The following is a 13,133-nucleotide window of genomic DNA, read 5'->3' on the forward strand; positions in this document are numbered from 1 at the left end:
GGTGTCGGGGGTATTCGATTAGCGGGTTTAATGAGATTGATTATCGTTATTGTCGGTAACGTCCGTGAACGTGTCGCGATCCGCCCGATTGTGTGTGAGGTCTTCACATCAAAATGATACAGGACTAAAATGGTCCTCAATCGAATCTGAGGGGGCTTGCCCCCGGGGAGCCAGGCCTTGCTCAAGCTTTCTCGGCTGACCGACTACGCCGCCGTGGTGATGGCGCAGATTGCCCGTCACCCGGACCATCCCCAGGCCGCCGCGGAGCTCGCCGAGGCGGTTCAGCTGCCCCATCCCACGGTCAGCAAGACCCTGAAGATGCTGGTCAAGGCGGGGCTCCTCGAGTCACGCCGCGGCGCCCAGGGGGGGTATTCCCTGGCGCGTCCCGCGTCCCGCATCACCGCCAGCGACATCATCTCCGCCATCGAGGGGCCGGTGGCGATGACCGAGTGCAGCCAGGCCGGCGGCGACTGCGACCTGGCCGCCACCTGCGGCGTCGCGGACAACTGGCAGCGTGTCTCGCTGGCCATCCGCACCCTGCTCGACAGCGTGACCCTGGCCCACCTGGCCGACACCAGCCCGATCAAGCTGCCGGTGCAGCTGCCCATTCAGAGCGTGAGTCTGGCCGCCGAGGCCTGACGCACCCGAGCATTTCACTACCCGAGGCGAGCCTCGCTCGCCGACCCAACCGCCCGGGAGGGGATACATCATGGCAAGTCAGGAAATGGAACAGCTTGTCCGTCGCGAGTACAAGGAAGGCTTCGTGACCGACATCGAGAGCGACACGGTACCGCCCGGCCTGGACGAGAGCACTATCGCCTTCATCTCGAACAAGAAGGGCGAGCCGGAGTGGATGCTGGAGTGGCGCCTCAAGGCCTACCACCAGTGGCTGAAGATGACGCCGCCCTCCTGGGCACATCTGAACTATCCGCCCATCGACTACCAGGCGATCTCCTACTATAGCGCCCCCAAGCGTGACGAGGACAAGCCGCAGAGCCTCGACGAGGTGGACCCCAAGCTGCTCGAGACCTACGAGAAGCTGGGTATTCCCCTGCACGAGCGCGCGGCGCTGGCCGGCGTGGCGGTGGATGCCGTCTTCGACTCCGTATCGGTGACCACCACCTTCAAGGAGAAGCTGCACGAGGCGGGCGTGATCTTCTGCTCGATCTCCGAGGCGATCCGCGACTACCCGGAGCTGGTCAAGCAGTACCTGGGCAGCGTGGTGCCCCAGGGGGACAACTACTTCGCGGCGCTGAACTCGGCGGTGTTCACCGACGGCTCCTTCGTCTTCGTTCCGGAAGGCGTGACCTGCCCCATGGAGCTCTCCACCTACTTCCGCATCAACGCCGCCAATACCGGCCAGTTCGAGCGCACCCTGATCGTCTGCGAGAGCCGTGCCCAGGTCTCCTACCTGGAGGGCTGCACGGCACCCCAGCGCGACGAGAACCAGCTGCATGCGGCGGTGGTGGAGCTGGTGGCGCTCGAGGATGCCTACATCAAGTACTCCACGGTGCAGAACTGGTACCCCGGCGACGAGGATGGCAAGGGCGGCATCTACAACTTCGTCACCAAGCGCGGTGACTGCCGCGGCGACCGCTCGCGCATCAGCTGGACCCAGGTCGAGACCGGCTCGGCGATCACCTGGAAGTATCCCTCCTGCGTGCTGCGCGGCAAGCACAGCATCGGCGAGTTCTACTCCGTGGCGGTGACCAACGGCCGCCAGCAGGCCGATACCGGTACCAAGATGATCCACATCGGCGAGGGCACCCGCTCGAGCATCATCTCCAAGGGGATCTCCGCCGGGCGCAGCAACCAGTCATACCGCGGCCTGGTGAAAGTGGGCCCGCGGGCCAAGGGCGCGCGCAACTTCACCCAGTGCGACTCGCTGCTGATCGGCGACCAGTGCGGCGCCCACACCTTCCCCTATCAGGAGATCGGCAACAGCACGGCGACCGTCGAGCACGAGGCGACCACCTCTAAGATCGGCGAGGACCAGCTGTTCTACTGCAAGAGCCGGGGCATCTCCGAGGAGGATGCGGTGAGCATGATCGTCAACGGCTTCTGCAAGGACGTCTTCCAGGAGCTGCCCATGGAGTTCGCCGTGGAGGCCGAGGCGCTGCTGAATGTCACCCTGGAAGGAGCCGTCGGCTAGGCCACGGCTGCCGGAACCGTTCCACGAATTTTCCGACGCCGCCGGGCGGCGCGAACCGAATCAAAGGTAGTCAACATGCTCGAAGTCAAGGATCTGCACGTCACGGTCGAGGGTTCCGAGATCCTCAAGGGCCTCACCCTGACCATCAACGCCGGTGAAGTCCACGCCATCATGGGCCCCAACGGGGCCGGCAAGTCGACCCTCTCGGCGGTGATCGCCGGCAAGGACGGCTACGAGGTCACCCAGGGCTCGATCACCTTCGAGGGCCAGGACGTGCTGGAGATGGAGATCGAGGAGCGGGCCCGTGCCGGCCTGCTGCTGGGCTTCCAGTATCCGGTTGAGATCCCGGGGGTCAAGAATATCTACCTGCTCAAGGCGGCACTCAACGCCCAGCGTGAGGCGCAGGGGCTGGGCGAGATCCCGGCGCCGGAATTCATGAAGCTGATCAAGGAGAAGGTCGCTTCCATGAAGATGGACACCAGCTTCCTGCAGCGTGCCGTCAACGAGGGCTTCTCCGGCGGCGAGAAGAAGCGCAACGAGATCCTGCAGATGCTGGTGCTGCAGCCCAGGCTGGCGATGCTCGACGAGATCGACTCGGGCCTGGACATCGACGCCATGAAGGTGGTCGCCGATGGCGTCAACTCCCTGCGCGCCGAGGACCGGGCCATCCTGCTGGTGACCCACTACCAGCGCCTGCTCGACTACATCGTGCCGGATCGCGTGCACGTGCTGGTCGATGGCCGCATCGTCAAGAGCGGCGACGCTGATCTGGCCCGCGAACTCGAGAGCCGTGGCTATGACTGGGTGCAGGAGGAGACCGCCGCATGAATGACGCAGTGCAGAGCGATGTGCAACGCTTCCTCGATCGGCTGAGCGAGCGCAGCAACGCCCGCGGCGCCGAGCCGACCTGGATCGCCGCCCGGCGCCAGGCGGGGGCCGCGCGCTTCGAGGCGTTGGGCTTTCCCCACCGGCGCGTCGAAGAGTGGAAGTACACCGACGTGCGGGCCATCGCCCGCGGCGACTTCCACCTGGCCACCGATGCCGACTTCTCACCGACCACGGCGGCGCGGCTGACCCTGCCCGTGGAGGCCCACCGCCTGACCTTCGTCGACGGCGTCTTCGCCCCGGCCCTGTCGAGGCTCGACGACCTGCCCGCTGGCGTGCAGCTGGTGCCGCTCTCCCGCGCGCTCGAGGAGAACCACGAGGCGGTGGGTGGCCCGCTGGGCCGGCTTACCGGGGTCGAATTCTCACCCTTCGCGGCGCTCAATACCGCCTTCATGGAAGAGGGCGCCGTGCTGCGCCTGGCACCGGGCACCGTGGTGGAGAAGCCGATCATCCTGCAGTTCCTCTCCCGCGCCAACGAGGCGCCGGTGATGAGCCATCCGCGTATCCTGCTCGAGATGGCCGGGCGCAGCCAGGCCACGGTCATCGAGCATCACGTGGGCGAGGAGCAGGCCGCCAACTTCACCAACCTGGTGGAGGAGATCATCCTCGATCGCGGCGCGCACCTCACCCACTATAAGCTGCAGGAGGCGCCGCTGGCCGACCTGCACGTGGCCAGCATCCACATCGAGCAGGCCCGCGACAGCCGCTATACCTCCTTCAACCTGAACCTGGGGGGCGGCTTGGTGCGTAACGACCTGGTGGCCGAGCTCAACGGCCAGGGGGCCGAGGCCAACTTCAATGGCCTCTTCTATGGCCAGGGGCGCCAGCACGTGGACAACCACACCCTGGTCAACCACAACGCGCCCCACACCTTCTCCCACGAGAACTACAAGGGCATCCTCGACGACCGCGCCCATGGCGTGTTCAACGGCAAGGTGATCGTCAAGCGCGACAGCCAGAAGATCGAGGCCGAGCAGAGCAATGCCAACCTGCTGCTCTCCGACCGCGCCGAGATCGACACCAAGCCCGAGCTCGAGATCTACGCCGATGACGTCAAGTGCGCCCACGGCGCCACCACCGGCCAGCTCGACGAGGAAGCGGTGTTCGCCCTGCGTACCCGCGGCATCGATGAGCAGACGGCCCGCGGCCTGCTGACCCTGGCGTTCGCCGGCGAGGTGCTGGAGCAGGTCAACCTCGACGCCATCGCCGAGCGGGTCGAGCTGGCCGTGGCGGGCAAGCTCCCCGAGCGCTTCAACCTGGCCGGCCTGGTGGAAACCGCCGCCGCCCTGAACGAGGAGTGAGCCATGGCCGACTTCAGCGACCTGACGCTGGACGTGGTGAAGGTGCGACGCGACTTCCCGATCCTCGACCGGGAGGTCCACGGCAAGCCGCTGGTCTACCTGGACAATGCCGCCACCAGCCAGACCCCGCGCCAGGTGATCGCGATGTTCGACGATTACTACGGTCGCTACAACGCTAACATCCATCGCGGGCTGCATACCCTGGCCGACGAGGCCACGGCGGCCTTCGAGGGGACCCGCGAGACGGTGCGTGCCTTCCTGAACGCGGGCGAGACCCGCGAGATCGTCTTCACCCGCGGCACCACCGAGGCGATCAACCTGGTGGCCTACAGCTGGGGGCGTGCCAACCTCGGCCCCGGTGACGAGGTGCTGATCTCGCGCCTCGAGCACCACTCCAACATCGTGCCCTGGCAGCTGCTGGCCAGGGAACTGGGATTCGCCATCAAGGTGATCCCGGTGGACGAGCGCGGCGTGCTGGACATGGCGGCCTATCGCGACCTCGTCACCGAGCGCACTCGGCTGGTGGCGGTGAACCATGTCTCCAACGCCTTCGGCACCGTCAACCCGGTGCGTGAGATGGCGCGGGTGGCCCACGAGCACGGCGCCCGAATCCTGGTCGACGGCGCCCAGGCCGCACCCCACCAGGCCATTGACGTGCGCGATATCGATGCCGATTTCTATGCCTTCTCCGGCCACAAGGTGTATGGGCCCACCGGCGTGGGCGTGCTCTACGGCAAGGCCGACCTGCTCGAGGCGATGCCGCCCTGGCAGGGGGGTGGCGAGATGATCCGCACGGTCTCCTTCGAGGTGCCCACCACCTTCGCCGAGATCCCCCACAAGTTCGAGGCCGGCACCCCGGCCATCGCCGAGGTGATCGCCCTGGGGCGTGCCCTGCAGTGGGTCCAGCAGATCGGCCTGCCGCTGATCGGCGCCTGGGAGGCCAGGCTGCTCGAGCACGCCACCGAGGGCGTGCGGGGTATCGAGGGGTTGCGCATCCTAGGGACCGCGCCGGACAAGGCGGGCGTGCTGTCGTTCGTGGTCGACGGGGCGCACGCCCAGGACATCGGGCTGCTGATCGACCAGCTCGGGGTGGCGATCCGCACCGGCCATCACTGCGCCCAGCCGCTGCTGGCGCAATTCGGGGTGGATGCCACCTGCCGGGCATCCTTCGCCGCCTACAACACGCCCGAGGAGATCGACGTCTTCGTCGAGGGGCTCGAGCGCGTCGTCGGCATGCTGCGCTGAAGGCCTATCAAGGAGCGACATGAGCGATATCGAACAGATTGCCACTCTCCACAAGGGCCAGGAGCTGCCCCTGCAGCGGGACGTGGCGGCGATCTCCATCCCCTTCGGCAAGACCGTGACCCTGCCGGAGGACAGCATCGTCAGCGTGATGCAGGCCAAGGGCAGCACGGTCAGCGTGGGCTTCGAGGGGCGCCTCTACCTGATCGAGGGGGCCAACCTGGATGCCCTGGGCCTCGAGGCGCTGCCGAGGCCGACCCTGCCCGAGGATGCCTCGGAGGAGGAGATCGAGCAGTTCGTCTGGGATCAGCTGCGCACCTGCTTCGACCCCGAGATCCCGGTGAATATCGTCGACCTGGGGCTGGTCTATGGCTGTCGCATCGAGCGGCTGATCACCGGCGAGCGCATCGTCACCATCCGCATGACCCTGACCGCACCGGGCTGCGGCATGGGCGACGTGATCGCCGCCGATGCCCGCAACAAGATCCTCGGTGCCCCGCAGATCAGTAAGGTGCATACCGAGATCGTCTTCGATCCCCCCTGGAGTCGTGAGATGATGAGCGATGAGGCCAAGCTGGAACTCGGGATGTTCTAGCGCCTCCTCCGGGGATAGCGATGCACCGGCCATTCTGGAAGGTCTTCAAGGCGGTACTGATGTCGCTGGGAGCGCTTGCGCTCCTGGCGGCGTTGCTGTTCGCGCTGGCCAACCTCTATGTGCTGGGCCGTACCCAGGGGAAGATCGAGGCCGAGCTGGCGAGCTGCGGCAGCGAGCCCGTGGGCATCGTCTTCGGCACCTCCCACTGGACCCGCAGCGGGGCGCGCAATCCGCACTTCGAGGGGCGCATGGGCGCCGCGGCCCACCTGATCCATCTCGGGCGGGTCGACCACCTGCTGATCTCCGGCGACAACAGCACCCGCTACTACAACGAGCCGGTGACCATGTGGCGTGACCTGCGGGGCCGCGACGTGCGCGACGAGGACATGACCCTGGACTACGCCGGCTTCAGTACCTTCGACACCCTGGCGCGGGCGCGAGACGTGTTCGGCGTGGAGCGGGCGCTGCTGATCACCCAGGACTGGCACCTGCCGCGGGCGCTGTTCATCGGCGAGGCACTGGGGCTCGAGGTGAGCGGCTGCGCGGCGCCCGAGCGCGCCACGGACGGCCTCTGGCGACTCAAGCTGCGCGAATGGGTGGCGCGGGTGGCGACCCTGGGGGATCTCTACCTGTGGCAGCGCGAGCCGCACTTCTTGGGGCCGCTCGAGCCGCTGCAGATCATGCCGCGGGAGCGTGACCGCCTGCTGCTCCCGCCGGGGATGTTCAACGCTTCGGACGCTGCTTCTGGAGACGATACAGCTCGCGAATCAGCGCCCGGCAGCCCTTCCAGCACTCCTCGATGACCGGTTCCATCGGCTCGGGCAGGGGGTGGGTGAACAGCGTCGAGAGCGCCTGCATCAGCACCCGCTCCTGTTCCAGCAGCTCGCCGATCACCACCTGGCTCTCGTTGCCGACGAAGCTCTTCAGTCGGCTCCACAGCCACATGTAGTCGTCACGCTCGACATCGGCATCGCGCGGGAGGAGGTTGAGGTGCTTGCGCGACAGCTCCTGGAGCTCGTGCATCGACTTCGCCCGCGCCTCGTAGTGGGGCTTCAGGCTGTCGCGCAGCGAAGGACGCAGGCGCTCCAGGTTGTCCTGAAAGTAGTCGATGCTGTCGGCCATCGCCTCGAGGGCACTGTCCATCGCCACCTGGCGATTGTCGAGAAACATGAGCGGTCACCTCCTCCGGTGACGCAGATTGTGGGGCTGTCGTCGCCCATTTGCCACCCCCGGGGATCAATAATTTGCCGCTTCCCCGTTAGCCTTTGGGCTGAGGATTCAGCCCTTGGGGCGAGGCGGGACCTTGTGCCGCGGGGCGGCATTCTTCTCCAGGTGCTCGATGACCAGCCCGGCGATGTCCTTGCCGGTGGCGGTCTCGATGCCCTGCAGCCCCGGCGAGGAGTTGACCTCCATGATCACCGGGCCATGGTTGGAGCGCAGCAGGTCGACGCCGGCCACCCGCAGGCCCATGGCCTTGGCGGCTCGGATCGCCGTGGAGCGCTCCTCCGGCGTGATGCGGATCACGCTGGCGCTGCCACCGCGATGCAGGTTGGAGCGGAACTCGCCCTCGGCGGCCTGGCGCTTCATCGAGGCCACCACCTTGTCGCCGATCACGAAGCAGCGGATGTCGGCGCCTTTCGCCTCCTTGATGTACTCCTGCGCCATGATGTTGGCCTTCATGCCCATGAAGGCCTGGATCACGCTCTCGGCGGCCTGGTTGGTCTCGGCGAGCACCACGCCGATGCCCTGGGTGCCCTCCAGCAGCTTGATGACCAGCGGGGCACCCCTGACCATGGTGATCAGGTCGGGAATGTCGTCGGGGGAGTGGGCGAAGCCGGTGATCGGCAGCCCGAGCCCCTTGCGCGACAGCAGCTGCAGCGAGCGCAGCTTGTCCCGGGAGCGGGTGATGGAGACGTTGTCGTTGAGCACATAGGTGCCCATCATCTCGAACTGGCGCAGGACCGCACAGCCGTAGAAGGTGATCGAGGAGCCGATGCGCGGGATCACCGCGTCGAAGGGCTCGAGCTCCTCGCCCTTGTAGTGGATCGAGGGGTGGTGCGAGGCGATGCTCATGTAGCAGCGCAGGGTGTCGACCACCCGTGCGGTATGGCCGCGCAGCTCGGCTGCCTCGATCAGGCGCCGCGTGGAGTAGAGGTTGCGATTGCGGGATAGCAGCGCGATATGCATTCGGGGCTCCAGGGTCGATGGCCGGGTAGGGTCAGGGTTCGCCATGCAGGAAGGCCACGCCGGGCGCCACCAGCAGGCGGCGCAGGGCGCGGCGGCCCAGCAGCATGGGGTGGCGCATGTCGCGGCGGTCGGTCAGGCTCAGCTCCACCGGAAACTCCAGGCTGCCCAGCTGCATCGTCGTGCGGATCACGTAGCGCCACTCAGCCTGGCCGTTGGAGCTGGTCACCCGCCGGCGGTCGTGCAGGTGCATGCGGTGGACGTGGGCCGGCGTGCCGGGGCCGCCGCTGCGGGTCGTGAAGCTGACCCAGAGATGGCCGTCCTCTTCATAGGACTCGATGTCCTCGGCATGCAGGGCCGAGGTCCGGGCGCCGGTATCGGCCTTGGCGCAGAGCGTCAGGTGCAGTTCCGGCAGGCCGACCATCTCGCGGCGGCCGATCACCGCCTTGGGCGTGTAGGGCAGTTCTTTCAACATCATCTTCGCTCCCAGGTCTCTGCACTCAGCGTGACAGGCCGGCCAGGCGGCGGCCGATGGCGGAGTCTGGCCCGGCCTCGCGCAACGTCATCAGCAGCGGCAGGCGCAGTCGCGGGACCAGCGCCAGGTCACGGGCCACGGCCGTGAAGTCGGCCCCGGGGGTCTCGGCCAGGCGGGCGAGGAAGCGGGGCAGGCGCTTGCCGTCTTCCAGATGGTACCAGCCGCGTCCGGCGATGGCCGCCAGCAGGTCGGGGCCGCAGGCGTCCGGGTCATCGAGCAGCACGTCGAACCAGGCGCCGGCGAGCTCGCGCGAGGCGCCCCCCATGGCCCGCACGCAGGCGCAGAAGGTCTCGATGTCCCCGGCGCGGCCCGCCGCCTCCCCGCGACGGCGCAGGGCCTGGGCCAGGTCGTCGGCAATCGCCACATGCTCCAGACAGTAGCACAGCGAGGTCAGCACCTCGCCGGGCAGGGTGTCGAGGCGTGCGGCCAGCGTCCGGCTCGATTCCGCATCCAGGCGCACCGCGAAGTCGGCCAGCCCCTGCAGGCCCAGGGCGCGCCAGTCGATCGCCTGCTGCCCGGTCAGGTAGGCCTCGACCGGCTCGAGGTGCTGGCTGGCGGGCAGGCCTGCATCCCGGCTGGCGCGCGCATGCAGCACGGCCTGGAAGGGCAGCGCGGGGGTGAAGGCCAGGGGGTTGTTCGTCATCAGGTTGTCGATCCCGGCGCTCTCCGTGCGCCCCAGGCCCTGCACGCCGTGGCCCAGGGTCTCCAGCAGGCGCTGCACGAAGGCGTCCCGCGGGGCCGGGTCCAGATGCCCCTGCTCGTCGAGCGGCAGGGCCAGGAACCAGATCAGCGGGTCCTCCAGGTCGCCCAGGCGGAAGACCATGGCCAGGCGTGCCGTGCCCTGCCAGGGCGCCGGCCACGCCAGCTCGCCGGCCTCGAAGGCGGCCAGGGTGTCGAGCGAGCAGGGCTCGACCCGGCGCCCCAGGTGGTAGAGCCTCACCTCGGCACCGCTGCGCAGGAAGAAGTCGTGAAGGCTGTGGATCGGTTGCATGCTGTCTCCGGGTCAGGAACCGTGCACTCTACCGCGGTGTCGGGGTGCTGTCAGCCGCCTGGAGGGTGCGCATCGCGATCCGTCATTGATCAGTTGTTGACCAGTTTGCCCCATGGCCCATGGGAAGCGGCCAGGGGAAATCTTTCCAGTGTTTATCCACAGGCCCGTTCAGGATATCTGTGCACTGTGCACAAGAGGGCTGGCGAGGCGGTGGAAGGGGCCGCGGGGTGGCCAGCGGCGGGGCCGAACGGGGATAATGGCCCCACATGCACCGAAGAGACTGCCCATGACCGTTCACGACGAACTCGGCACCGCCCTGCGCGAGCTCGAGGCCACCATGAAGGCCGCCAGCCTGTGGCGCATGGAGCGACCCGAGCCGGAGGCCTACCGCAGCGTCCAGCCGTTTTGCATCGACACGATGACGCTGCCCCAGTGGCTGCGCTTCGTGTTCATCGTTCGGCTGGAAGCCCTGGTCGAGTCGCGCTCGCCGATGCCGGTGACCTGCGACGTCGCCCCCGCGGTGGACGCCTGGCTGCAGCAGGAGGGCGCGCGGGCCAGCGACCGTCTGCTGATGTGCAAGGTGGTCGAGGAGATCGACCGCCTGGTCACCGAGAACTGATACCGCCGGACCCCTGACATGCCTTACTACTTTGCCTATGGCAGCAATATGAACCCTGCCCGGGTCGCGGCGCGCATCGGTCCTACCCGCCGGGTGCTGGCCGGCGTGCTGCATGACCATGCGCTGCGCTTCGACAAGGCCTCCCGGGTGGCGGGCATCGCCCACGCCAACGTGGTACCCCGGCCGGGCGAGCGCGTGGAGGGCGCGCTGTTCGAGCTGGAACAGCCCGCACAGATCCGGGACATGGATCCCTTCGAGGGCTATCCCCGGGAGTACGACCGTCACCGCCTGCCGGTGGTGACCCGCGAGGGGAGCATCGAGGCCTGGGTCTATATCGCCGCGCCGGGCACCACCGCCGAGGCGCTGCGTCCGGCGCGGGAGTATCTCGAGCACTTGCTGGCCGGGGCGCCCTTCCTGAGTTCCGCCTACCATGCTCGGCTCTCGGCGGTGGAGGCCGTCGCCGGGCTCGACGAGACGACCCTCGCCGCACTGGGGCTCTCGCGCCACTCGCCGCGCTAGCCGCCTGCCAATGCCGAACGCAACGAGGCCCGCCGAATGGCGGGCCTCGTGGTGTCGGACGGCGATCAGAAGCGGAAGCTGAGGCCCGCCATCACCACCACCGGGTCGATCTCGACCTTGCCGATATCGTTCCCGTCCAGACTGGCGTCTGTATCGATATCCAGGTACCAGGCGGCGGCATTGAGCGCCCAGTTATCGTCGATCAGCAGGTCGACGCCGAGCTGGCCGGCAGCACCCCAGGAATCATCCAATTCGAAATCTGCACCAGTGGCGATCTTTTCATCGGAGAAGCGGGTGTAGTTGACGCCGATGCCGGCATAGGGCTGGACGCAAGCCTCGGTGCCGCCCAGCGGATAGTACTGCAGGGTCAGGGTCGGCGGCAGATGATCTGTGGATGCCAAGTTGGCATCGTTGAGTTCGATGTCATGGTCGAAGGGCTCGGCGGCCAGCAGCTCGACGCCCAGTTTGTCGGTAAACCGATAGCCCAGGGTAAAGGCAAAGGCGCTATCGTCCTGAACATCTACATCAAAGGCTCCATCGGCCAGCGAACCGTTGTCGCTCTTGGGCTCGACCTTGGCCACGCCCACGCGGGTGAAGAAGTCGCCGGCGCCATAGGCGAAGGCCTGGGTGCTGGCGGTGAAGGCGGCGGCGGCGATGCCGGCGGCGAGCAGGGTGGGGAGGGCGATCTTGCGCATGGGTCGACTCCTGGTTTCGGGGGTGCGGCCGCTTGCCGCAACGGAAGATGCCAGCAGTCTATCGCGCCGGCGCGACGGAATTATTGATCCAGCGCAAGGGTCAGTGGTCAATGGCATGAAGGGGCTGAAGGCAAGACGCCGGGCCCAAGGCCCCGCGTCTTGCGGTGGTTGCCTCGATCAGAAGCGGTAGGTCACGCCGCCCCCGACGGTCACCGGGTCGACGTCGGCCTCGCCGATCTGTGCGCCCCCCGACTCGATGTCGGCACTGACGTCGGCATAGTTGGCGAAGCCGTTGAGCATCAGGTTGCGGGTCACGGCGAGGTCGACGCCGAGCTGGCCGACGGCGCCATAGGTGCTCTCGACGTCGACGCCGCTGGGCTCAGCGGAGAAGCGGGTATAGTTGACGCCCACCCCGGCATAGGGCTGGACGCGGGAGTCGAGGCCGCCCAGCGGGTAGTAGTTGGCCATCAGGTTGACGGGCATGCGATCGACGCTGAGGCCCGAGGACGCGCCGTCCAGGGTCAGACCATGCTCGAACTTCTCGCTGCCGTTGAGCTCGACGCCGAGCTTGTCGCTGAACAGGTAGCCGAACCCGTAGGTGTAGCCACGCTCACTCTCGATGGTCAGCTCGCTGCCACCGAGGTTGCCGTTGTCGGAGCCTTCGGGTTCCGTCTTGGCGATGCCGCCGCGGACGAAGATGTCGCCGGCGCCATAGGCCAGGGCTACTTGGCTGGCGAAGGTGCAGCCGGCGGCGAGGGCGATGGCGGAGATCAGACGTGTCTTGCGCATGGGATGAATCCTCTCTTTCCTGACGTTTTGCGCTGGGGCGCAGTGCCGGATGGCTTATCTCTGAGTCGATTATAGGAAACGGCGTTTCTATAAGTCTTGTAAAAAATTGTCATGGCCGTGATAGCCGATAAGATATGGCTTTAACGGCATAACCCTGTCGCGGCTGGGCGACGAGGCCGTCGCCGACATGCAACACTTGTACAAGAAAATGTCGGCATGTGGTGCTCGGGGCTCGCGTCCTGGCCGTGAATCGGCTTGACTGGGGGCAGGCGACAAGGAGAGCCGAGATGGAGACCGAGACACGTCGACGCCTGCCCGGCGTGACCCTGGGGGCGATGCTGCTGGCGGCGGTACTGGCGCTGTGGCTGCTGTGGCAGCCCGCCCTGATCAGCACGTTGCCGATGGGCGTGCGCCTGCCGCTGATCGGGCTGGGGGTCTGGGCGCTGGGGGCAGCCTTCATGGCGGCGATGGGGCTGGAGGCGCGTCGGCCCTGGCTGCGGCGGATGACCACGCCCCCCTGGAGCCTGGTGGCGCTCGGCGCCTTCACCCTGGTGCTGCTGGTGCGGGTGGTCATGGCCTGATCCGCCGTGACGGGCCGTGCAACGTCGGCAAGCACAAGACCAGCC

At 67.2% G+C, this 13,133-nt stretch carries 16 protein-coding genes; 10 read left to right on the top strand and 6 right to left on the bottom strand.

What is annotated here, in order from left to right; genetic code table 11:
- Nucleotides 1-177 precede the first annotated feature (177 nt).
- The 7 genes from M8009_RS11755 to M8009_RS11785 all read left to right on the top strand — a co-directional run bounded on the left by M8009_RS11755 (nucleotide 178) and on the right by M8009_RS11785 (nucleotide 6,978).
- Nucleotides 178-639: an SUF system Fe-S cluster assembly regulator gene (locus M8009_RS11755; RefSeq protein WP_250061309.1), complete on the top strand. Its 462-nt coding sequence runs from the start codon at nucleotides 178-180 to the stop codon at nucleotides 637-639.
- A gap of 70 nt (nucleotides 640-709) precedes the next feature.
- Nucleotides 710-2,152, top strand: a complete 1,443-nt coding sequence (sufB, locus tag M8009_RS11760) for a Fe-S cluster assembly protein SufB (protein WP_250061311.1) — start codon at nucleotides 710-712, stop codon at nucleotides 2,150-2,152.
- Nucleotides 2,153-2,227: 75 nt separating this feature from the next.
- Nucleotides 2,228-2,980, top strand: a complete 753-nt coding sequence (gene sufC, locus M8009_RS11765; protein ID WP_250061313.1) for a Fe-S cluster assembly ATPase SufC — start codon at nucleotides 2,228-2,230, stop codon at nucleotides 2,978-2,980.
- Nucleotides 2,977-4,338: a Fe-S cluster assembly protein SufD gene (gene sufD / locus M8009_RS11770; protein ID WP_250061315.1), complete on the top strand. Its 1,362-nt coding sequence runs from the start codon at nucleotides 2,977-2,979 to the stop codon at nucleotides 4,336-4,338. Before sufC ends, sufD begins: the two co-directional genes overlap by 4 nt.
- 3 nt (nucleotides 4,339-4,341) lie before the next feature.
- Nucleotides 4,342-5,583: an aminotransferase class V-fold PLP-dependent enzyme gene (locus M8009_RS11775; protein WP_284047810.1), complete on the top strand. Its 1,242-nt coding sequence runs from the start codon at nucleotides 4,342-4,344 to the stop codon at nucleotides 5,581-5,583.
- A 19-nt stretch (nucleotides 5,584-5,602) separates the two neighbouring features.
- Complete coding sequence (sufT, locus tag M8009_RS11780; RefSeq protein WP_250061317.1) at nucleotides 5,603-6,175, top strand: putative Fe-S cluster assembly protein SufT; 573 nt, start codon at nucleotides 5,603-5,605, stop codon at nucleotides 6,173-6,175.
- Between the two features lie 20 nt (nucleotides 6,176-6,195).
- The gene (locus M8009_RS11785) at nucleotides 6,196-6,978 is read left to right on the top strand and encodes a SanA/YdcF family protein (RefSeq protein WP_250061319.1); all 783 of its coding nucleotides are present in this window, start codon (nucleotides 6,196-6,198) and stop codon (nucleotides 6,976-6,978) included.
- On the opposite strand, the gene M8009_RS11790 is transcribed toward M8009_RS11785, so the two are convergent.
- From M8009_RS11790 to M8009_RS11805, 4 genes are all read right to left on the bottom strand, one after another.
- Nucleotides 6,899-7,345 carry a hypothetical protein gene (locus tag M8009_RS11790; RefSeq protein WP_133636164.1) on the bottom strand — a complete coding sequence of 149 codons (447 nt, stop codon included), beginning with the start codon at nucleotides 7,343-7,345 and terminating at the stop codon, nucleotides 6,899-6,901. The genes M8009_RS11785 and M8009_RS11790 overlap by 80 nt on opposite strands.
- 108 nt (nucleotides 7,346-7,453) lie before the next feature.
- Nucleotides 7,454-8,362, bottom strand: a complete 909-nt coding sequence (gene rimK / locus M8009_RS11795; RefSeq protein ID WP_250061321.1) for a 30S ribosomal protein S6--L-glutamate ligase — start codon at nucleotides 8,360-8,362, stop codon at nucleotides 7,454-7,456.
- Between the two features lie 31 nt (nucleotides 8,363-8,393).
- The gene (locus tag M8009_RS11800) at nucleotides 8,394-8,831 is read right to left on the bottom strand and encodes an ATP-dependent zinc protease family protein (RefSeq protein WP_250061913.1); all 438 of its coding nucleotides are present in this window, start codon (nucleotides 8,829-8,831) and stop codon (nucleotides 8,394-8,396) included.
- 28 nt (nucleotides 8,832-8,859) lie between these two features.
- On the bottom strand, nucleotides 8,860-9,885 hold the full coding sequence (locus M8009_RS11805) for a DUF3549 family protein (RefSeq protein ID WP_250061323.1): 1,026 nt from the start codon (nucleotides 9,883-9,885) through the stop codon (nucleotides 8,860-8,862).
- Between the two features lie 286 nt (nucleotides 9,886-10,171).
- Here M8009_RS11805 and M8009_RS11810 point away from each other — a divergent pair, with 286 nt between their 5' ends.
- Nucleotides 10,172-10,504, top strand: a complete 333-nt coding sequence (locus M8009_RS11810; protein ID WP_250061325.1) for a YqcC family protein — start codon at nucleotides 10,172-10,174, stop codon at nucleotides 10,502-10,504.
- Between the two features lie 18 nt (nucleotides 10,505-10,522).
- Nucleotides 10,523-11,023: a gamma-glutamylcyclotransferase family protein gene (locus M8009_RS11815; protein WP_250061327.1), complete on the top strand. Its 501-nt coding sequence runs from the start codon at nucleotides 10,523-10,525 to the stop codon at nucleotides 11,021-11,023.
- 65 nt (nucleotides 11,024-11,088) lie between these two features.
- On the opposite strand, the gene M8009_RS11820 is transcribed toward M8009_RS11815, so the two are convergent.
- Nucleotides 11,089-11,718, bottom strand: coding sequence for an OmpW/AlkL family protein (locus tag M8009_RS11820; RefSeq protein WP_250061329.1), 630 nt, complete (start codon nucleotides 11,716-11,718; stop codon nucleotides 11,089-11,091).
- A gap of 177 nt (nucleotides 11,719-11,895) precedes the next feature.
- Nucleotides 11,896-12,507 carry an OmpW/AlkL family protein gene (locus tag M8009_RS11825; protein ID WP_250061331.1) on the bottom strand — a complete coding sequence of 204 codons (612 nt, stop codon included), beginning with the start codon at nucleotides 12,505-12,507 and terminating at the stop codon, nucleotides 11,896-11,898.
- A gap of 287 nt (nucleotides 12,508-12,794) precedes the next feature.
- Between M8009_RS11825 and M8009_RS11830 the strand changes: the two genes are divergently transcribed.
- Entirely contained in the window at nucleotides 12,795-13,088 is a 294-nt protein-coding gene (locus M8009_RS11830) for a hypothetical protein (RefSeq protein WP_250061333.1), read from the top strand.
- Nucleotides 13,089-13,133: the final 45 nt, after the last annotated feature.

Source organism: Halomonas gemina, assembly GCF_023554995.1.
In the GTDB taxonomy this organism is placed as follows: domain Bacteria; phylum Pseudomonadota; class Gammaproteobacteria; order Pseudomonadales; family Halomonadaceae; genus Halomonas; species Halomonas gemina.

Bases quoted from the DNA above. Each gene is read 5' to 3' on its own strand.
- M8009_RS11825 (WP_250061331.1), bottom strand. From the start codon at position 12,507: ATGCGCAAGACACGTCTGATCTCCGCCATCGCCCTCGCCGCCGGCTGC.
- M8009_RS11805 (WP_250061323.1), bottom strand. From the start codon at position 9,885: ATGCAACCGATCCACAGCCTTCACGACTTCTTCCTGCGCAGCGGTGCC.
- sufT (WP_250061317.1), top strand. From the start codon at position 5,603: ATGAGCGATATCGAACAGATTGCCACTCTCCACAAGGGCCAGGAGCTG.
- M8009_RS11820 (WP_250061329.1), bottom strand. From the start codon at position 11,718: ATGCGCAAGATCGCCCTCCCCACCCTGCTCGCCGCCGGCATCGCCGCC.
- M8009_RS11830 (WP_250061333.1), top strand. From the start codon at position 12,795: ATGGAGACCGAGACACGTCGACGCCTGCCCGGCGTGACCCTGGGGGCG.
- sufD (WP_250061315.1), top strand. From the start codon at position 2,977: ATGAATGACGCAGTGCAGAGCGATGTGCAACGCTTCCTCGATCGGCTG.
- M8009_RS11785 (WP_250061319.1), top strand. From the start codon at position 6,196: ATGCACCGGCCATTCTGGAAGGTCTTCAAGGCGGTACTGATGTCGCTG.
- M8009_RS11810 (WP_250061325.1), top strand. From the start codon at position 10,172: ATGACCGTTCACGACGAACTCGGCACCGCCCTGCGCGAGCTCGAGGCC.
- M8009_RS11815 (WP_250061327.1), top strand. From the start codon at position 10,523: ATGCCTTACTACTTTGCCTATGGCAGCAATATGAACCCTGCCCGGGTC.
- rimK (WP_250061321.1), bottom strand. From the start codon at position 8,362: ATGCATATCGCGCTGCTATCCCGCAATCGCAACCTCTACTCCACGCGG.
- sufC (WP_250061313.1), top strand. From the start codon at position 2,228: ATGCTCGAAGTCAAGGATCTGCACGTCACGGTCGAGGGTTCCGAGATC.
- M8009_RS11790 (WP_133636164.1), bottom strand. From the start codon at position 7,345: ATGTTTCTCGACAATCGCCAGGTGGCGATGGACAGTGCCCTCGAGGCG.
- M8009_RS11775 (WP_284047810.1), top strand. From the start codon at position 4,342: ATGGCCGACTTCAGCGACCTGACGCTGGACGTGGTGAAGGTGCGACGC.
- sufB (WP_250061311.1), top strand. From the start codon at position 710: ATGGCAAGTCAGGAAATGGAACAGCTTGTCCGTCGCGAGTACAAGGAA.